We start from the raw sequence: 18626 nt of genomic DNA, 5'->3' as shown, positions 1-18626 counted from the left end.
CCCGCCTGTAGATCGCGTTACATATGAAAAGCCCGGCGCTCATCACTGAGCGCCGGGCTTGTTTACATCAGGAGCAATCAGGCATCCAGCTCGGCCCAACGCTCCACCAACGCATCCAGCTCGGCCTGCAATTGCTCCAGCGAAGCAATCACTTTGGCCGTTTCCGCCGGCGGACGCTGATAGAAACCGGCTTCAGCCATTTCGGCTTCAACCGCGGCGATCTGCTGCTCCTTGGCGTCGATGTCGCCCGGCAAGGCTTCCAGCTCGCGCTGCAGCTTGTAGCTGAGTTTTTTCTTGGCAACCGGAGCAGCAGCGGCAGGCGCAGCCACCGGAGCCGGCTCAGCGGTAACCACCGCCGAATTCAGGTCAGCCTTGCCCGACTTGCTTTCAGTCACACCCAACAGACGCGGCGAGCCGCCCTGACGGATCCAGTCCTGATAGCCGCCGACATATTCACGAACCTTGCCTTCACCTTCGAAGACCAGGGTGCTGGTCACCACGTTATCGAGGAATGCCCGGTCGTGGCTGACCATCAGCACGGTGCCGTTGAAAGTCAGCAGCACTTCTTCGAGCAGCTCGAGGGTTTCCACATCGAGGTCGTTGGTCGGTTCGTCGAGTACCAGCAGATTCGCCGGTTTGCTGAACAGCTTCGCCAGCAACAGACGCGCACGCTCGCCACCCGACAACGCCTTGACCGGCGTGCGTGCACGCTGCGGGCTGAACAGAAAGTCGCCGAGATAGCTCAGCACGTGACGGCTCTGCCCGTCGATGTCGATGAAGTCGCGACCTTCGGCGACGTTGTCGATCACGGTTTTTTCCAGATCCAGCTGATGGCGCAACTGATCGAAGTACGCCACGTCGATACGCGTGCCCTCTTCCACTTTGCCGCTGGTCGGTTGCAGACCGCTGAGCATCAGTTTCAACAGAGTGGTCTTGCCGGTACCGTTGGCGCCGAGCAGACCGATACGATCGCCGCGCTGCAGGACCATGGAGAAATCCTTGATCAGGAACGGCCCGCCCGGATGCGCGAAGCTCACGTTCTCGAGGACCATCACCTGCTTGCCGGATTTGTCCGCGGTTTCCAGCTGGATGTTGGCCTTGCCGGTACGCTCGCGACGCTCACTGCGCTCAACGCGCAGGGCTTTCAGGGCGCGCACGCGACCTTCGTTACGAGTGCGGCGGGCCTTGATGCCCTGACGGATCCACACTTCTTCCTGAGCCAGACGCTTGTCGAACAGCGCGTTGGCAGTTTCTTCAGCGGCCAGCGCGGCTTCTTTGTGCACGAGGAAACTGGCGTAGTCGCCGTTCCAGTCAATCAGCCCACCGCGATCCAGTTCGAGGATGCGCGTGGCGAGGTTTTGCAGGAAGGAACGGTCGTGCGTGATGAACAGCACGGCGCCCTGGAAATCTTTCAGCGCTTCTTCGAGCCAGGCAATCGCACCGATGTCCAGGTGGTTGGTCGGTTCGTCGAGCAGCAGCAGATCGGGCTCGGACACCAGCGCCTGCGCCAGCAGCACGCGACGACGCCAGCCACCGGAGAGTTCGGCGAGGGTCTTGTCGGCCGGCAGTTGCAGGCGGCTTAGGGTGCTGTCGACCAGCGTCTGCAAGCGCCAGCCATCACGGGCTTCAAGGTCGTGCTGAACATGCATCAGCTTGTCCAGATCGGCGTCGGTGACGATGTTCTGGCTCAGGTGATGGTATTCGGCGAGCAAGGCGCCAACACCATCGAGGCCTTCCGCCACCACGTCGAATACCGTCCGGTCGTCGGCCACCGGCAATTCTTGCGGCAATTCGCCGATTTTCAGACCGGGGGCACGCCATACCGAGCCGTCATCGGGCTTCTGGTCGCCCTTGACCAGTTTCATCATGCTGGACTTGCCAGTGCCATTGCGGCCGATGATGCACACCCGCTCACCACGGGCGATCTGCCAGGACACCTTGTCCAACAACGGCATAGCGCCGAACGCAAGGGACACATCGCTGAATTTGAGCAGGGTCATGAGCTTCTCCAAAAACCGGACGCGCATTCTACCTGACTTGAGGCTTGAGCAGGCCGGCAATTTGTCTGTCGAAGCACTCTGCACAACATTTGTTGCGAACTTGTGCAGCGAGGCTCGCAAAGCTTTCGCCGCTTGCTGGCAAAAGGCTAAGCTACAGGCAATTCAGTGCGGATTTCGATCGGCACTTGTCATGATTTCTCTGCCCGGATGTCTCATGCGCAGTCGCCTTTTCAGTGTTTTGTCCTGCTTGTTTCTTACCGCCGCTGCCGCTCAATCCGTCCAGGCGGTGGACCTGTCCACCCAACGCCAGTATTACGATGAAGCCAAGCGCGCCTTGGCCAAGGGTGATACCGGCCCGTATTTCCGTTACAGCCAGGCGCTGGCCGATTATCCGCTGGAACCGTATCTGGCCTACGACGAACTGACCTCGCGCCTGAAGACCGCGAGCAACGCAGAGATCGAGAAGTTCCTCGCCGAGCACGGTGACCTGCCGCAGGCCAACTGGATGAAGCTGCGCTGGTTGCGCTGGCTCGCCGACCGTGGCGACTGGGCGACCTTCGTCAAGTACTACGATCCGAAGCTGAATTTCACTGAGCTCGACTGCCTCAACGCGCAGTACCAAATCAGCCACGACAAGAAGGCTGAAGGCTATGCCAACGCGGAAAAACTCTGGCTGACCGGCAAATCGCAACCGGCTGCGTGTGACGCGTTGTTCGGCATCTGGGCCGCCGATGGCCAGCTCACCGAGCAGAAACGCTGGGAGCGCACCAAGCTTGCCGCGCAGGCCCGCAACTATCCGCTGGCCAACAGTCTGATCAACGGCCTGACCACCCTCGCCCCGCGCGGTCGCTTGCTGGTCGACGTGGCGCAGAAGCCCGAACTGCTCAACCAGCCGTCGCGCTTCACCCCGGCCGACGAGCCGATGTCAGACGTCGTCAGCCTCGGCTTGCGCCGCCTCGCCAGGCAGGATCCGGACAAGGCCATGGCTTTGCTCGACGGTTACGCCAGCAGCATGCATTTCTCTCGCGTTGAGAAGGTCGCGATCGCTCGCGAGATCGGCCTGACCCTCGCGCGCCGCTTCGACAGCCGCGCGCTGGACGTGATGACCAAATACGATCCGGAGCTGCGCGACAACACCGTCTCGGAATGGCGCCTGCGCCTGCTGCTGCGTCTGGCACGCTGGAACGATGCCTACGAATTGACCAAACGTCTGCCGCAAGACCTGGCCACCACCAACCGTTGGCGCTACTGGCAGGCGCGCAGTCTGGAACTGGCCGAGCCACAAAACCCGCAAGCGCTGACCCTGTACAAGAATCTGGCGCGGGAACGAGACTTCTACGGCTTCCTCGCCGCAGACCGTTCACAATCGCCTTACTCGCTGAACAACAAGCCGCTGGTGCTCAGCCAGGCGTTGATCAACAAAGTCCGTAACACCCCCGGCGTACGTCGCGCGCTGGAGTTTCATGCACGCGGGCAGATCGTCGACGGGCGTCGCGAGTGGTATCACGTCAGCCGACATTTCAATCGCGATGAAATGGTCGCACAGGCCAAACTGGCCTACGACCTGAAATGGTACTTCCCGGCGATTCGCACCATCAGTCAGGCACAGTACTGGGACGATCTGGACATCCGCTTCCCGATGGCGCACCGCGATACCCTCGTGCGTGAAGCCAAGGTGCGCGGCCTGCATTCGAGCTGGGTGTTCGCCATCACCCGCCAGGAAAGCGCCTTCATGGACGACGCGCGCTCCGGCGTCGGCGCCAGCGGTCTGATGCAATTGATGCCCGGCACGGCCAAGGAAACCGCGCGCAAGTTCAGCATTCCATTGGCCTCGCCCCAGCAAGTGCTCGATCCAGACAAGAACATCCAGCTCGGCGCCGCTTACCTCAGCCAGGTTCACAGCCAGTTCAACGGCAACCGCGTGCTCGCCTCCGCCGCTTACAACGCCGGGCCAGGCCGCGTGCGTCAGTGGCTGCGCGGCGCTGATCACCTGAGTTTCGACGTCTGGGTGGAAAGCATCCCGTTCGACGAAACCCGTCAATACGTGCAGAACGTGTTGTCCTACTCGGTGATCTACGGGCAAAAACTCAACTCGCCGCAACCGCTGGTGGATTGGCATGAGCGGTATTTTGATGATCAGTAATCACCAGGCTGACGCCGGATCATGAAAAATGCCCGTATCGTGAGATACGGGCATTTTTTTGGTCGGTTACTTGGTCGGTTACTTGGTCGGTTACTTGGTCGGTTACTTGGTCGGTTACTTGGTCGGTTACTTGGTCGATTGCTCAGTCTGCTGTGACAGATCGACCATCATTAAACTGCAACGCCGCCAGCCGTGCGTACAGCGGATTGCTGGCGATCAACTCCTGATGTGTCCCCACCGCTACCAGCTTGCCTTGATCCATCACTGCAATGCGGTCAGCGTTCTTCACCGTGGCCAGTCGGTGCGCGATGACCAACGTGGTGCGGTTTTCCATGAGCGTTGGCAGGGCCTGCTGGATCAGATGCTCGCTTTGTGCGTCGAGGGCGCTGGTAGCTTCGTCCAACAGCAGGATCGGCGCGTCTACCAGCAAGGCGCGGGCGATGGCCAGACGTTGGCGCTGACCGCCGGACAACCCGAGGCCGCCGTCTCCCAGATGAGTTTGATAGCCGTCCGGCATTTGTTCGATGAAGGCGTGGGCGTGGGCAATTCGCGCAGCTTCCTTGACCTGTTCAAGCGTGGCCGTCGGGCAGCCGTAGCGGATGTTGTCCTCCACACTGCCGAAGAACAATGCAGGGGTTTGCGAGACCAGGGCGAAACAGCGGCGCAGATCCAGCGGGTCAAGGCTGGTCAGCGGCACGCCATCAAGGAGAATCTGCCCCTCGCGTGGATCGTAGAAGCGCAGCAACAAGTCGTAAACCGTGGACTTGCCGGCGCCGGACGGCCCCACCAATGCCAGGGTTTCGCCTGCCCTCACCGTCAGATTCAAGCCATCGACGGCGTAGCTTTGCGGACGCGACGGGTAGGAAAAACGCACGTCGCGCAGTTCAAGTTCACCTTTGACTCGCGCTGGCAGAGTGACCAGTCCGGTCAACGGTGGCTGGATGATGTTTTCCGAACGCAGCAATTCTGCGATGCGTTCAGCGGCACCCGCAGCGCGTTGCAGTTCGCCGATCACTTCGCTCAGCGTGCCGAACGCACTGCCGACAATCAGGCTGTAGAAAACGAATGCCGCCAGCTCGCCGGCTGATATCCGTCCCGCCATCACATCCATGCCGCCGACCCACAACATCACTGCCACCGCGCCAAGCACCAGCACGATCACCAAAGTGATCAACCACGCTCGCTGGAAAATCCGTTTGCGCGCAGTTTCGAACGCCTGCTCGACGGTCGAGGCGAAACGCTGCTCGTCCTGCACCTGGTGGTTGTAGGCTTGCACGGTTTTGATCTGGCCGAGGGTTTCCGACACATAGCTGCCAATGTCGGCGATACGGTCCTGGCTCTGGCGCGAGAGATTGCGCACGCGGCGGCCGAAAATCAGGATCGGCGCGATCACCAGCGGCAGTGCAATCACGACAATGCTGGTCAACTTCGGATTGGTGATGAACAGCAGCACTACACCGCCGATCACCATCAGCAGATTGCGCAGGAACAGCGAGAGCGACGAGCCGATCACCGATTGCAACAACGTGGTGTCAGCGGTCAGGCGCGACTGGATTTCCGAGCTGCGGTTGTCCTCATAAAAGCCCGGATGCAGATACACCAGGTGATTGAACACTTGGCGGCGAATGTCGGCGACCACGCGCTCGCCTATCCACGACACCAGATAGAAACGGGCAAAGGTGCCCAGCGCCAGCCCGAGCACCAGCAACATGAAAATGCCGATGGACTGATTGAGCAGATGCGGCGAACGGGTCATGAAACCCTGGTCTACCAACAACTTGATGCCCTGCCCCATCGACAGGGTAATGCCGGCGGTGACGATCAGCGCGAGTAGAGCGCCGACGGCATGCCAGCGGTACGGCAGGAGAAAATGACTGGTCAGGCGCAGGGCGCGCCGGTGTCGGGAAGAAAGCATGGAGATCATGGAGTTCACGTCTGCGCAGATGGATCGGGCCAGCCTACAGACTCAGATGGGGTGGAACTCTGTAAATCACAATGAGTCAGGTTAAATATGCCCGGGATGTCCGGATGCTAGAAACGATTGGTCTAAGGTTGCGGTTGAGACGAGCGGTCATTTCTGTTTGAGTAGAGATGCCGCCCGCCGACAGACCGCAGGGAGTTGTCACAGCCTGGTCACGTGGCGGTTTTAACTTAGGCACACAACCTGATGAGGAGACAGGCCATGTCCTTGCAACACAGCAGCGAAGACAAGATTGAAGTGATCCGCACCAAACCCGACCAGTCTCTGGGTTGCTCGATTATCGATGAGCAGGGCCGCGAAGTACCGATCACTGAAGACATGATCCAGGACGCTTGCCGCGAACTGGAGAAGCGATTGGTCAAGCCTGCCGAACAAGAGTGATGTAGCCACCGTCTTCCTGACCCGGCCCTGATTGGCCGGGTTTTTTATGTCTGCAATTCGGGATTGGTGGTGTGGCTTTCGCGAGCAAGCTCGCTCCCACCTTTATCTTTGATGCACTGTAGATCCCCTGTGGGAGCGAGCCTGCTCGCGAAAAGGCCAGCGCTGATTCAGACAGCCACCGCCCCCAGCGCCTCAACAATCTGCCGCAACCCCGGCGCATCACCTTCAATTCGCACCTTCAGCCCTTCAATCTCGCGGCGCACCGGATACTGCTTGCGCAACACGTCAAACGCCGCTCGCTGCTCGGCGACATTCCCCACCAGACTGCGGCGGAAATCCGCATCATCGCGGCGTGGGTCATATACGCCCCGGCACAACATCGCCAGCGCCCATGCCGGATCGCTGTCACCGTGCAGGGAAACTTCCGACAACCAGGTTGCTGGCAGCAGATCACTGAGCGCGATAGCCGCAGGTTGGCCAATGAAAGCGCAGTAGGCCTGATAGATCTGCGCGGTCCCGCGTTGCTTGCCGTCGAGGCTGTAACCGGCAATATGAGGCGTGGCCAATACGCAGAGCTCGGCCAGCGCAGGGTCGACTTCCGGCTCCTTCTCCCAGACGTCGAGCACCGCTTGCAGGTCCTCGCGCTCCAGCAGCACCTCACGCAGCGCAACGTTATCCACCACAGGGCCGCGCGCCGCGTTGATCAGCCATGTTCCCGGCTTGAGTTGCTGCAAACGCTGTTGATCGAACAGGTGCCACGTCGCGTCGTCGCCATTGCGAGTCAATGGCGTATGCAGACTGATCACGTCGCACTGCTCGATGATCTGCTCAAGGCTGACATAATCGCCGCCCTCGGCAGCCTGACGCGGCGGATCGCAAACCTTCACATTCCAGCCCAGGCCCTTGAGGACCTTGATCAAGCGCCCCCCCACTTCACCGGCGCCGACGACACCGTAAGTACGCTGAGTCAGATCCGCGCCTTCGATTTCGGCCAGCGTCATCAGACTGCCCAGTACGTAATCGACCACGCCACGGGCATTGCAACCCGGCGCGCTCGACCAGCAGATCCCGGCCTCGTTGAAGTAATCGAGATCCAGATGATCGGTGCCGATGGTGCAGGTGCCGACAAAGCGCACCTTGCTGCCATCAAGCAGCGCGCGATTGACGTTGGTCACCGAACGCACCAGCAACACATCGGCGTGCTCGACCGTCGCGCGGTCAATGGAGCGGCCCGGCACTCGGCGGATGTCACCGAAACCGGCAAAAAAGGCATCGAGCAGCGGGATATTTTCGTCGGCAACAATCAGCATGGCGGGCTCCTTGGGCGGATCGGCAGTTTAGGTGCTGACGCGTCGATCAGCCAGCAGGGTTTGCGCTTACAAATGCGCAACAGAGGATTTTTCCTGACCGAGGCGTCAGCGGCGTAGAATGCGCCGCTCTGCGCATCAATACTTTCTGGACGCTTTGCCTGTGAACCCTGTAACTGACCAACCTGTCGCCGTCTCGCTGAGCCGCCCTGCGCGGATTCGCCTGGAGTTGAAAAACCTGCTCGCCCTCGCCCTGCCGATCATCATCGCGCAACTGGCGACCACGGCCATGGGCTTCGTCGATGCGGTGATGGCCGGGCGCGTCGGGCCCAAGGACCTGGCGGCAGTGGCATTGGGCAACTCGATCTGGGTCCCGGTGTTTCTGTTGATGACCGGCACCCTGCTGGCCACCACACCAAAAGTCGCCCAGCGTTTCGGCGCCGGCAAGCACAGCGAGATCGGCCCGATCGTGCGTCAGGCGTTGTGGCTGGCATTGGTAGTCGGATTGATCGCCACCTCGATGCTGATCGCTGCCGAGCCGGTGCTCCATCTGATGAAAGTCGATCCGGAGCTGATCAGCCCGTGCATGCAATATCTGCACGGCATCGCCAGCGGCTTGCCGGCGGTGGCCTTCTATCACGTGCTGCGCTGCACCAGCGACGGCATCGGCCGCACCCGCCCGGCCATGGTGCTGGGCCTCTGTGGTCTGGCGCTGAACATCCCGCTGAACTACATCTTCATCTACGGCCACTTCGGCGTGCCGGCCATGGGCGGCGTCGGCTGCGGCTGGGCCACGGCAATCGTGATGTGGGTGATGGCGCTGGGCCTGGCCGGCTACGAACGCTGGGCACCAGCCTATCGCTCAAGCGAACTGTTCAGCCGCTTCGACTGGCCGCAGTGGGCGGTGATCAAACGTCTGCTGTCGATTGGTTTGCCGATCGGCATCGCGGTGTTTGCCGAGTCGAGCATCTTCGCCGTGATCGCCCTGCTGATCGGCAGCCTCGGCGCGACGGTGGTGGCCGGGCATCAGATCGCGCTGAACGTCAGCTCGCTGGTGTTCATGATCCCGTACTCGCTGGGCATGGCGGTTACCGTGCGTGTCGGCCAGGCGCTAGGCCGCGAGGAACCGCGTGAGGCGCGTTTTGCCGCTGGAGTCGGCATGGGCACGGCGCTGGCCTACGCCTGCCTGTCGGCGAGCCTGATGCTGGCGCTGCGCGAGCCGATTGCGGCGATCTATACCGCTGATCCAACGGTGATTCACATTGCGGCGATGCTGATTGTCTATTCGGCGCTGTTCCAGTTTTCCGATGCGATCCAGGTGACTGCGGCAGGCGCACTGCGTGGTTATCAGGATACTCGGGTAACGATGATCCTGACTCTCTTCGCCTACTGGGGGATTGGTTTACCGGTCGGTTATGCGCTGGGCCTGACCGATTGGCTCGGCGAGCCACGCGGTCCGAGCGGTTTGTGGCAGGGTTTGATCGTCGGTTTGAGCTGCGCAGCGTTGATGCTGTCGATTCGTCTGACACGCAGTGCGCGCAAGCGAATTCGAATCAGTCGTTCGGCGGGTTGATCACCCATAAAAAAAGACCTGCATTTGCAGGTCTTTTTTTTGCCCTGATTCAGGACTTCTTGCGAATCCAGTACAGATAGGTGCCGGCCTCTTCGTGCTGGCTGACCAGCTCATGGTCAAGAAACACGCAGAACTTGGGGATATCGCGCTTGGTCGAGGGATCGGTGGCGATCACCTTGAGCAGGCCGCCGGGCACCAGATCGCGGATGTGCTGGTGCAACATCATCACCGGTTCCGGGCAATTGAGGCCGGTGGCGTCGAGGGTGCCGTCGACCGGGGTGTTGATCATTTCGCTCATGGTTTACTCCAGAAACTGGCCGGCATTGTCGCGCATCGCCGGGAATATCGTCCAACGTCTGCCGGTTAGCGGGACTTGGGCTTTTTGCTGTCGTGGCGGCGCAAGTGGCAGGTGACTTCCTCGCGGTCGTGATACAACTGCTTGCAGCCGATATCAACCTTGATCCCACGCGCCTTGAAACCGTCGGCAATGCGCTCGAGCAGACGTTTCACTTCGGCATAACGCTGTTTCATCGGCAGCTTCAGGTTGACCACGGCCTCACGGCAATGTCCCTCGCCAATCCATTCTTCCAGCATCGCCGCGTTACGCGCCGGTTTCTCGACAATGTCGCAAACCATCCAGTCCACCGGCTGTTTGGGCTTGAAGGTGAAACCATCCGCCATCAGATGCTGGACCAATCCGGTTTCCATCAGGCTTTCAGCCATCGGGCCGTTGTCGATGGCGGTGACCAGCATGCCACGGTTGACCAGTTGCCAGGTCCAGCCGCCCGGCGCGGCGCCGAGGTCAACGCCGGTCATGTCGCTGTGCAGCCGGTCTTCCCACTGATCACGTGGAATGAAGTGGTGCCACGCCTCCTCCAGCTTCAAGGTCGAACGGCTGGGTGCCTCGCGAGGAAACTTCAGGCGCGGGATGCCCATCGGCCACATCGCCGAATTGCCGGCATCGGCCATGCCGAGAAACACTTCGCGACCACTTTTGAAGGTCAGCAACAAACGCGGCTTGCTGGCGTCTTCCACCAGTTTGCCAGCGGCGGTCAGCGCCTTGCGCAGCGGGCCTTCGAACTTTTTGCAGAAATTCGACAGTTCCTTGCCGTCATTGGTATCGACCACTTCCAGCCACAGACTGCCAAACACCGGGAAATCGGCCATGTGCGCGAGGATTACGCTGATGCGATCGTTTTCCGGCAGATCGATGAAAAAGCCGCGCGCCCACTGCCGCGGGAAGATCAATTCGGCGAAACGCTGACCGCGCATCAGGCGTTCGGCGCCGTCGGCTTCGGTGCAGACAAACTCGGCGCAGGCCGTGGCGGTTTTGGCTTTGGCGTAACCGGCGACATTGAGACGGGCGGCGAGATCGGAAATCTCCGAACAGACTTCGCCTTCGAAGCCGGGCCGGCAATGCATGAATAGGGTGTTCATTCTTACTCCTGGGCAGCGGTCGATCATTCGGCCGCTGCGCGATGCTCAAGCCTTGCGTTGCCGCAATGCCTGTCACGAAAACCGGCGCATGATAGCTGAAGTCGGAACCATGGTTGCGCCGATAGAGTCCAGTTATTAGCCAGCTACTCAAAACAGGGCTAGGTTTAATGCTCTGCCCGTCCCCTCAGTCCGTAGCCGTGCGGACTCAAAGGAGTGATCGTAATGCCGTCCCTCGATAGTCTGAAGTCACTGAAAACCCTACAAATCGACGCCACGACCTACCACTATTTCAGCCTGCCGGAAGCCGCCAAAAGCTTGGGCGATCTCGACAAGCTGCCGATGTCATTGAAGGTCCTGCTGGAAAATCTGCTGCGCTGGGAAGACGAAAAAACCGTCACCGGCGCTGACCTCAAAGCCATCGCCGCCTGGCTCAAGGAGCGCCGCTCTGATCGGGAAATCCAGTACCGCCCTGCCCGTGTATTGATGCAGGATTTTACCGGCGTCCCCGCCGTGGTCGATCTCGCCGCCATGCGTGCGGCGATGGCCAAGGCCGGCGGCGATCCGCAGCGGATCAATCCGTTATCGCCGGTGGATCTGGTGATCGACCACTCGGTGATGGTCGACAAGTTTGCCAGCGCCAGTGCGTTTGAACAGAACGTCGACATCGAAATGCAACGCAACGGCGAGCGCTATGCCTTCCTGCGCTGGGGCCAGAGTGCGTTCGATAACTTCAGCGTGGTCCCGCCGGGTACCGGCATCTGCCACCAGGTCAACCTTGAGTACCTCGGCCGCACCGTCTGGACCAAAGACGAGGATGGCCGCACCTACGCGTTCCCTGACACCCTGGTAGGCACCGACTCCCACACCACCATGATCAACGGTCTCGGCGTGCTCGGCTGGGGCGTGGGCGGGATCGAGGCGGAAGCGGCGATGCTTGGGCAACCGGTGTCGATGCTGATTCCGGAAGTGATCGGCTTCAAGCTCACCGGCAAGCTCAAGGAAGGTATCACCGCGACCGACCTGGTGTTGACCGTGACGCAGATGCTGCGCAAGAAAGGCGTGGTCGGTAAATTCGTCGAATTCTATGGCGACGGTCTCGCCGACCTGCCATTGGCCGACCGCGCGACCATCGCCAACATGGCCCCGGAATACGGTGCGACATGCGGCTTCTTCCCGGTCGACGATGTCACGCTGGAATACCTGCGCTTGTCCGGCCGGCCGCCGGAAGTGGTGAAGCTGGTCGAGGCCTACACCAAGGCTCAAGGCCTGTGGCGGCTACCGGGTCAGGAGCCGGTGTTCACCGACAGCCTGGCCCTGGACATGGGCAGCGTCGAGGCAAGCCTGGCCGGACCGAAACGTCCGCAGGATCGCGTCTCCCTGCCGAACGTCGCGCAGGCCTTCAGTGATTTCATCGACCTGCAATTCAAACCCACCAGCAAAGAAGAAGGACGCCTGGAAAGCGAGGGCGGTGGCGGCGTGGCGGTGGGCAACGCCGATCTGGTCGGTGAAGCGGACTACGAATACGAGGGCAAGACCTATCGCCTGAAAAACGGTGCCGTGGTCATCGCCGCGATCACTTCCTGCACCAACACTTCCAACCCGAGCGTGATGATGGCTGCTGGACTGCTGGCGAAAAAAGCCGTCGAAAAAGGTCTGACACGCAAGCCGTGGGTGAAAAGCTCTCTCGCCCCCGGCTCGAAAGTGGTCACCGACTACTACAAAGCTGCCGGGCTGACTCAGTACCTTGATCAGCTCGGGTTTTCGTTGGTCGGCTACGGTTGCACCACCTGCATCGGCAACTCCGGGCCACTGCCGGAGCCGATCGAGAAAGCCATTCAGAAAGCCGATCTGACCGTCGCGTCGGTCTTGTCCGGCAACCGCAACTTCGAAGGTCGCGTACACCCACTGGTGAAAACCAACTGGCTGGCCTCGCCTCCGCTGGTCGTCGCTTACGCACTGGCTGGCAGCGTGCGCACCGATATCAGCAGCGAACCGCTGGGCGAGGATCAGCAGGGCAATCCGGTGTACCTGCGCGATATCTGGCCGAGCAGCCGGGAAATCGCCGAAGCGGTGAATCAGGTCAATACGGCGATGTTCCACAAGGAATACGCCGAAGTGTTTGCCGGCGACGAACAATGGCAGGCCATCGAGGTGCCGCAAGCGGCCACATACGTCTGGCAGGACGATTCGACCTACATTCAGCATCCACCTTTCTTCGACGACATTTCCGGCCCGCTGCCGGAAGTCAAAGACGTCAAAGGTGCGCGGGTTTTGGCCTTGCTCGGCGATTCAGTGACCACCGACCACATCTCCCCCGCCGGCAACATCAAGATCGACAGCCCGGCCGGGCGATACCTGCAGGAAAAAGGCGTCGAGCCGCGCGACTTCAACTCCTACGGTTCCCGTCGCGGCAATCATGAAGTGATGATGCGCGGCACGTTTGCCAACATCCGTATTCGCAACGAAATGCTTGGCGGCGAGGAAGGTGGCAACACGGTTTACATCCCCACCGGGGAAAAAATGGCGATCTATGACGCAGCGATGAAATATCAGGCTTCGGGGACGCCGTTGGTGGTGATTGCCGGTCAGGAGTACGGCACCGGGTCGAGCCGTGACTGGGCGGCGAAAGGCACCAATCTGCTGGGCGTCAAAGCCGTAATTGCGGAGAGTTTCGAACGTATTCACCGCTCAAATCTGGTCGGCATGGGTGTGCTGCCGTTGCAGTTCAAGCTTGATCAAAACCGCAAGAGTCTCAATCTGACCGGCAAAGAGACGTTAGAAATTCTGGGATTGACCGGCGTCGAGCTGAGGCCGCGGATGAACCTGCCGCTGGTTATCACTCGCGAAGATGGGCGTCAGGAAAGAATCGAAGTCTTGTGCCGGATTGATACGCTGAATGAGGTCGAGTACTTCAAATCCGGGGGGATTCTGCATTATGTGTTGCGGCAGTTGATTGCTTCGTGACGGGGTGACATTCGCCCAGGCTGTGATCTTTTTGACTTGGCTTTCAAAAGCAGGATCAAAAGATCGCAGCCTTCGGCGGCTCCTGCATTCAGGCGAAAAAAAACCCGCCGAAGCGGGTTTTTCCCAAGACCATTATCGACTCCCTGTCGGCAGCGATCCTTGCGATGGTCGATCGTCCATGATCCTGAAACACTCCCTGTGTCTCAGTTGATGTGTGTAGATTACCCAGTGGATCCAATCAGCAATAGTCGTAAAAGCTACCAACACGTGTAAGACATTCGCCATACAAACACTTCCGAAAACCCTTAGACCCGTCAGGCACCGCCGCTTTCACGAGCCCTGGCGCTTTCGGCGAGAAACTGTTCAAGCCTGCTCAACTGCTCCTCCCAGCCGCGACTGTCCATGTAATACGCCTCTTTCTGACGGATATCAGGGATGTGCGCGAAGCCGGATTCCGAGACCTTGAGTAGAGTGCCGTCTTCAAAGTCCTGCAATTCGAACTTGACCAATGTGGTCGGCTCTTGTGAGTAGTCGATCTTCGGGTTGACCGCATACGGGTGCCAGCGGAAAGAAAACAGCTGCTGCGGCTCGACCCGCTCGATCAGCACATTCCACAATACGTGTTCATAACCGGGGTAAGTGACCTGACCCTGCGTCCACTCGCCGGCAATGAAACGCCGGCCCTCGAGCGCCACGCCAAACCACTGGCCAAACGCCTCCGCATCGACCAATGCACGCCAGACATGGGAACGCGACGCCTTGAGCGTGATCTTGCGTTCGAAACTGTTAGGTACTGGTTTCATACGTCACCTCCTGTTCTGAACACTAGGCTTGTATGACCACATGTCCAATGCGAAGTTGTATCGAAGCGCTGCAGACACCGATTCGAGCGGACACATTCTGCGGTAGTTTGCGCTCTGTGATCGACGCCGCATGACCTGTTATCTTTCCAGCGAATCCGCAGAAACAAGGACGAATCATGCAGCCCTCTCTTGCCGATCGGTATCGCGGCGCCCTCCTCGGCCTGGCTTGCGGCGATGCGGTCGGCACAACGGTTGAGTTCCAACCGCGAGGATCATTCCAGCCGCTGACCGACATGATCGGCGGTGGTCCGTTTCAGCTCAAGCCTGGGCAATGGACCGATGACACTTCAATGGCACTGTGCCTGGCCGAGAGCCTGCTGCGCAAAAACGGTTTCGACGCGGCAGATCAGATGGGCCGCTATCTCAATTGGTGGAAATGGGGATATCTGAGCTCCACCGGTGAATGTTTCGACATCGGCATGACCGTCAGCCAGGCGCTGGAACAGTATCAGCGAACCGGGGAGCCTTTCGCAGGGTCGACTGACCCGTTGACTGCTGGTAACGGGTCGCTGATGAGGTTGGCACCAGTCGTGCTGTTTTATTTTCCGGACGCTCGACAGATCCAGATCCACGCTGCCGACAGTTCGCGCACAACCCATGCGGCGCCGGAGGCAATCGAGTGCTGCCAATTGCTGGCTGATCTGATTGCACGAGCGCTTGAGGGTGCGGAGAAAACACAGCTTCGCCGGGCGCCACTGCTCAAGCTTTCCCAGCCCAAGGTGATTGCGATTGCTCAGGGTGAGTACCTTCACAAAGCGGAAACTGAAATAAAAGGCAGTGGCTATAGCGTCCAATCGCTGGAAGCCGCTTTGTGGTGCTTTCACCATACGCAGACATTCGCCGAAGCGGTGTTGAAAGCAGCCAATCTCGGTGATGATGCGGATACAACGGCTGCTATCGTGGGTCAGTTGGCAGGTGCTTACTACAGCGCTCGGGCGATCCCCGAGCACTGGCTGGAGCAGTTGCATGAAGGCGAGGAAATCACCGCCACTGCGGATCGCTTGCTTGAGGCCTCCCGGCTACGTACATAACAATCGATACACTCTTTCCACTCAAGATAGCGAGAACCTTATGTCAGTGCGTCTGCTTCTGGCCTCTGTGCCTTTTTTGTTTGCCCCTATCGCCCATGCCGCCGTTGATTGCGCCAACGCCAGCGATCAGGCGACGATGAATCAATGCGCGGGGCAAGCCTTCAAAGCGGCGGACAAGGAATTGAATACGCTCTATCAGCAGATCACCGGACGCCTGAAGGATAACCCGGACGGAAAGAAGCTGTTGGTCAACGCGCAGCGGGCGTGGGTCAGCTTTCGGGATGCCGAGTGCAAGTTTTCGGCTTCTGGGGTGACAGGCGGGAGTGTTTATCCATTGGTTTACAGTAGTTGTCTTACAGCCGTAACCAAGGCCAGAGTAGAAACCCTCAAGCAGTATTTGAAATGTGAGGAAGGTGATATGAGTTGCCCGGTACCCGGTGCGTAATCACAGGCTCCGCTTACGGAGCCTGTGCTGTGAACCGTTACGCCTCAGACGTGAGGATCGCCCGGCGCTTTGCTCGGCGCTGCGTATTGCGGCTTGAGGTGGCCATCCTGATCGAGTAACCAGGCGTCCATGATCTGCCGCACTACTGGACCGGCAACACGACCACCCGCCTCGCCGTTCTCGATCATTACCGAGATGGCGATCTTTGGATGTTCGGCCGGTGCGAATCCTACAAACAGGGCGTTGTCACGGTGGCGTTCCAGAGTTTTCTCGCGGTTGTAGCGCTCACCCTGCTTGATCGCCACCACTTGCGCCGTACCACTCTTGCCGGCGATGCGGTATTGCGCCCCCGCGGCCGCCGCTCGGGCAATACCTCGAGCATCGTGCATGACCATCTGCATACCGTGATTGACCTGCTCCCAATCGCGCGGGTCCTTGAGCAGAATGTTCGGCATCGGGTGCTCGTCAACCGGCGCTATACCGTCGACCGACTTGGCCAGATGCGGTCGATTCCATATCCCTTTGTTGGCAATCAGTGCAGTGGCTTGGGCCAATTGCAGCGGTGTGACCTGCATGTATCCCTGGCCGATGCCCAGAATAACGGTTTCACCGGGATACCAGGCCTGCCGCCGAGTAGCGCGTTTCCACGCTTGCGACGGCATCAGACCGGGGGACTCTTCAAACATGTCCAGCGAGACTTTTTCACCAAGGCCGAACATCGCCATGTAGTCGTGCAGACGATCGATGCCAAGCTTGTGCGCCAGGTCGTAGAAGTAGGTGTCGTTGGAACGCATGATCGCCGCGTCCATGTCCACCCAACCGTCACCACTGTGGTTCCAGTTGCGATACTTGTGATCGAAGTCGGGTAATTGGTAGTAGCCGGGATCGTATACGCGGGTCTGCGGGGTCACGACGCCGGCGTCCAGACCAGCGATGGCGACTTCCGGCTTGATCGTCGAGCCTGGGGCGTACAGGCCGCGCAATACGCGGTTGAACAATGGCCGATCGATGGAATCCCGCAGCGCTGAATATTCCTTCGAACTGATCCCGGTGACGAACAGATTCGGATCGAAACTCGGATTGCTGACCATCGCCAGCACTTCTCCGGTGGACGGATCAAGGGCTACCACTGAGCCACGACGGTCGCCCAAAGCAGCTTCGGCAGCTTCCTGCAGCTTTACATCGAGGCTAAGGACGATGTTTTTACCTGGAACCGGATCGGTGTGCTTGAGTACGCGCAGCACACGGCCTTGAGCATTGGTTTCCACTTCTTCGTAACCGACATGGCCGTGCAACTGCGCTTCATAGAAGCGCTCGATACCGGTTTTACCAATGGATTGAGTGCCTCGGTATTCAACGGAATCGAGCGTCTTCGATTCTTTTTCATTGATCCGACCGACATAACCAATCGAATGGGCGAAATGGGCCCCAAGGGGATAGTGCCGGACAAACTGCGGCTCGACATCAATACCCGGCAGACGAAATTCATTAACCGCCAAGATAGCGATCTGCTCCTCCGTCAGCTCATAAAACAGGGTGACCGGTGTGAACGGATGCCGGGATTGCTTCATCGCCTTGTCGAATACCGTGCGGTCTTCAGCAGGCAAGTGCAGCAAGTTGATGACTTCGTCCAATTCTTGATTGACGTCGGTGGCACGCTCACGGGTGATGGTCAGGTTGTAGCTGGGGCGATTGTCGGCGAGCAACACACCGTTGCGGTCGTAGATCAATCCACGGGTTGGCGGTATCGGGAGGACATGGACGCGATTGTTTTCGGAGATGGTCGAGTGGTAGTCGAATTCCACGACCTGGAGGATGTACAGGCGCACCACCAGAGCGCAGCTGATGGCGAAGACAAACAGAGCGCAGGCGATCAATCGTTTGTTGACCAGCCGCGTCTCTTTTTCATGATCCTTGATCGGGATTGGTTCAGGCATTTCTACAGCAACTCTTTGACATAAATGAGTGCCGATCCGTGGGCATGACATCAGTCCGTTAAAAAACGAGCTGCACCATACCAAAACTCGCCATCCACTTCAGGATGAATTTCCGCGGTGGCAGGCTGAAAACTTTCTCGCAGGCAAAACAAAACCCCAACTGCTTTCGCAATTGGGGTTTCGGAATTTAATCTTGACGATGACCTACTCTCACATGGGGAAACCCCACACTACCATCGGCGATGCATCGTTTCACTGCTGAGTTCGGGATGGGATCAGGTGGTTCCAACGCTCTATGGTCGTCAAGAAATTCGGGTACTGACTCGTGACCAGATGGTCTCGCTTCAGCAAATTGGGTATGTGACAGCTTTCGGTGTTTGTGCGTTTCGAACTTTCGGTTCGTTTCGTCTTCACACACCGCAATCTGGCCTTTCGACGCAAATTGCTTGGGTGTTATATGGTCAAGCCTCACGGGCAATTAGTATTGGTTAGCTCAACGCCTCACAGCGCTTACACACCCAACCTATCAACGTCGTAGTCTTCGACGGCCCTTCAGGGAACTCA

At 59.2% G+C, this 18626-nt stretch carries 14 protein-coding genes and 2 rRNA genes; 6 read left to right on the top strand and 10 right to left on the bottom strand.

The window, feature by feature from the left end; translation table 11 throughout:
• Nucleotides 1–77: 77 nt before the first annotated feature.
• Entirely contained in the window at nucleotides 78–2000 is a 1923-nt protein-coding gene (locus F8N49_RS14245) for an ATP-binding cassette domain-containing protein (protein ID WP_039760799.1), read from the bottom strand.
• A gap of 214 nt (nucleotides 2001–2214) precedes the next feature.
• Between F8N49_RS14245 and F8N49_RS14240 the strand changes: the two genes are divergently transcribed.
• Nucleotides 2215–4143: a transglycosylase SLT domain-containing protein gene (locus F8N49_RS14240; protein ID WP_151551792.1), complete on the top strand. Its 1929-nt coding sequence runs from the start codon at nucleotides 2215–2217 to the stop codon at nucleotides 4141–4143.
• Here the strand turns inward: F8N49_RS14240 and F8N49_RS28600 are convergent.
• Entirely contained in the window at nucleotides 4137–4289 is a 153-nt protein-coding gene (locus tag F8N49_RS28600; protein WP_372241029.1) for a PT domain-containing protein, read from the bottom strand. The two genes, F8N49_RS14240 and F8N49_RS28600, sit on opposite strands and share 7 nt — an antisense overlap.
• Nucleotides 4286–6067, bottom strand: a complete 1782-nt coding sequence (locus F8N49_RS14230) for an ABC transporter transmembrane domain-containing protein (protein ID WP_178116985.1) — start codon at nucleotides 6065–6067, stop codon at nucleotides 4286–4288. The genes F8N49_RS28600 and F8N49_RS14230 overlap by 4 nt, the downstream gene beginning before the upstream one ends.
• A 258-nt stretch (nucleotides 6068–6325) precedes the next feature.
• Between F8N49_RS14230 and F8N49_RS14225 the strand changes: the two genes are divergently transcribed.
• Nucleotides 6326–6505, top strand: a complete 180-nt coding sequence (locus tag F8N49_RS14225) for a PA1571 family protein (RefSeq protein ID WP_024013646.1) — start codon at nucleotides 6326–6328, stop codon at nucleotides 6503–6505.
• A gap of 167 nt (nucleotides 6506–6672) precedes the next feature.
• On the opposite strand, the gene pdxB is transcribed toward F8N49_RS14225, so the two are convergent.
• A complete protein-coding gene (pdxB, locus tag F8N49_RS14220; RefSeq protein WP_151551790.1) occupies nucleotides 6673–7815 on the bottom strand; it encodes a 4-phosphoerythronate dehydrogenase PdxB in 1143 nt (380 codons plus the stop codon).
• Nucleotides 7816–7975: 160 nt separating this feature from the next.
• On the opposite strand from pdxB, the gene F8N49_RS14215 reads away from it, so the two are divergent.
• Nucleotides 7976–9385 (top strand): MATE family efflux transporter, encoded by a 1410-nt coding sequence (locus F8N49_RS14215; protein WP_071173109.1) that lies wholly within the window; start codon nucleotides 7976–7978, stop codon nucleotides 9383–9385.
• A gap of 49 nt (nucleotides 9386–9434) precedes the next feature.
• On the opposite strand, the gene tusA is transcribed toward F8N49_RS14215, so the two are convergent.
• Both tusA and rlmM read right to left on the bottom strand, forming a co-directional pair.
• Nucleotides 9435–9683 carry a sulfurtransferase TusA gene (gene tusA, locus F8N49_RS14210; protein WP_071173066.1) on the bottom strand — a complete coding sequence of 83 codons (249 nt, stop codon included), beginning with the start codon at nucleotides 9681–9683 and terminating at the stop codon, nucleotides 9435–9437.
• A 65-nt stretch (nucleotides 9684–9748) separates the two neighbouring features.
• Nucleotides 9749–10822, bottom strand: a complete 1074-nt coding sequence (gene rlmM / locus F8N49_RS14205; RefSeq protein WP_122746895.1) for a 23S rRNA (cytidine(2498)-2'-O)-methyltransferase RlmM — start codon at nucleotides 10820–10822, stop codon at nucleotides 9749–9751.
• A gap of 222 nt (nucleotides 10823–11044) precedes the next feature.
• Here rlmM and acnA point away from each other — a divergent pair, with 222 nt between their 5' ends.
• Nucleotides 11045–13786, top strand: coding sequence for an aconitate hydratase AcnA (gene acnA / locus F8N49_RS14200; RefSeq protein WP_122746896.1), 2742 nt, complete (start codon nucleotides 11045–11047; stop codon nucleotides 13784–13786).
• Nucleotides 13787–14100: 314 nt separating this feature from the next.
• Here acnA and F8N49_RS14195 read toward each other — a convergent pair whose 3' ends face one another.
• Entirely contained in the window at nucleotides 14101–14589 is a 489-nt protein-coding gene (locus F8N49_RS14195) for an SRPBCC family protein (protein ID WP_016775506.1), read from the bottom strand.
• Between the two features lie 176 nt (nucleotides 14590–14765).
• On the opposite strand from F8N49_RS14195, the gene F8N49_RS14190 reads away from it, so the two are divergent.
• Both F8N49_RS14190 and F8N49_RS14185 read left to right on the top strand, forming a co-directional pair.
• A complete protein-coding gene (locus F8N49_RS14190; RefSeq protein WP_151551789.1) occupies nucleotides 14766–15680 on the top strand; it encodes an ADP-ribosylglycohydrolase family protein in 915 nt (304 codons plus the stop codon).
• Nucleotides 15681–15720: 40 nt separating this feature from the next.
• Nucleotides 15721–16125 (top strand): lysozyme inhibitor LprI family protein, encoded by a 405-nt coding sequence (locus F8N49_RS14185; protein ID WP_151551788.1) that lies wholly within the window; start codon nucleotides 15721–15723, stop codon nucleotides 16123–16125.
• Between the two features lie 44 nt (nucleotides 16126–16169).
• Here F8N49_RS14185 and mrdA read toward each other — a convergent pair whose 3' ends face one another.
• The 3 genes from mrdA to F8N49_RS14170 form a co-directional block, all read right to left on the bottom strand.
• Nucleotides 16170–18062: a penicillin-binding protein 2 gene (gene mrdA, locus F8N49_RS14180; RefSeq protein WP_151551787.1), complete on the bottom strand. Its 1893-nt coding sequence runs from the start codon at nucleotides 18060–18062 to the stop codon at nucleotides 16170–16172.
• A 191-nt stretch (nucleotides 18063–18253) separates the two neighbouring features.
• Nucleotides 18254–18369: ribosomal RNA gene (gene rrf / locus F8N49_RS14175) — 5S ribosomal RNA — on the bottom strand.
• Nucleotides 18370–18519: 150 nt separating this feature from the next.
• Nucleotides 18520–18626, bottom strand: a 23S ribosomal RNA gene (locus F8N49_RS14170); the annotation flags it as partial.

It is taken from the genome of Pseudomonas sp. GXM4 (genome assembly GCF_008923895.1).
Classification (GTDB): domain Bacteria; phylum Pseudomonadota; class Gammaproteobacteria; order Pseudomonadales; family Pseudomonadaceae; genus Aquipseudomonas; species Aquipseudomonas atacamensis.
Note: the sequence above shows the minus strand (reverse complement) of the source record. Positions and strands in the feature narration are given on the sequence as shown.

Coding starts and splice junctions, on each gene's coding strand:
- acnA (WP_122746896.1), top strand. CDS start 11,045: ATGCCGTCCCTCGATAGTCTGAAGTCACTGAAAACCCTACAAATCGAC.
- tusA (WP_071173066.1), bottom strand. CDS start 9,683: ATGAGCGAAATGATCAACACCCCGGTCGACGGCACCCTCGACGCCACC.
- rlmM (WP_122746895.1), bottom strand. CDS start 10,822: ATGAACACCCTATTCATGCATTGCCGGCCCGGCTTCGAAGGCGAAGTC.
- F8N49_RS14195 (WP_016775506.1), bottom strand. CDS start 14,589: ATGAAACCAGTACCTAACAGTTTCGAACGCAAGATCACGCTCAAGGCG.
- mrdA (WP_151551787.1), bottom strand. CDS start 18,062: ATGCCTGAACCAATCCCGATCAAGGATCATGAAAAAGAGACGCGGCTG.
- F8N49_RS14240 (WP_151551792.1), top strand. CDS start 2,215: ATGCGCAGTCGCCTTTTCAGTGTTTTGTCCTGCTTGTTTCTTACCGCC.
- F8N49_RS14190 (WP_151551789.1), top strand. CDS start 14,766: ATGCAGCCCTCTCTTGCCGATCGGTATCGCGGCGCCCTCCTCGGCCTG.
- F8N49_RS14245 (WP_039760799.1), bottom strand. CDS start 2,000: ATGACCCTGCTCAAATTCAGCGATGTGTCCCTTGCGTTCGGCGCTATG.
- F8N49_RS14230 (WP_178116985.1), bottom strand. CDS start 6,067: ATGATCTCCATGCTTTCTTCCCGACACCGGCGCGCCCTGCGCCTGACC.
- F8N49_RS14185 (WP_151551788.1), top strand. CDS start 15,721: ATGTCAGTGCGTCTGCTTCTGGCCTCTGTGCCTTTTTTGTTTGCCCCT.
- pdxB (WP_151551790.1), bottom strand. CDS start 7,815: ATGCTGATTGTTGCCGACGAAAATATCCCGCTGCTCGATGCCTTTTTT.
- F8N49_RS14225 (WP_024013646.1), top strand. CDS start 6,326: ATGTCCTTGCAACACAGCAGCGAAGACAAGATTGAAGTGATCCGCACC.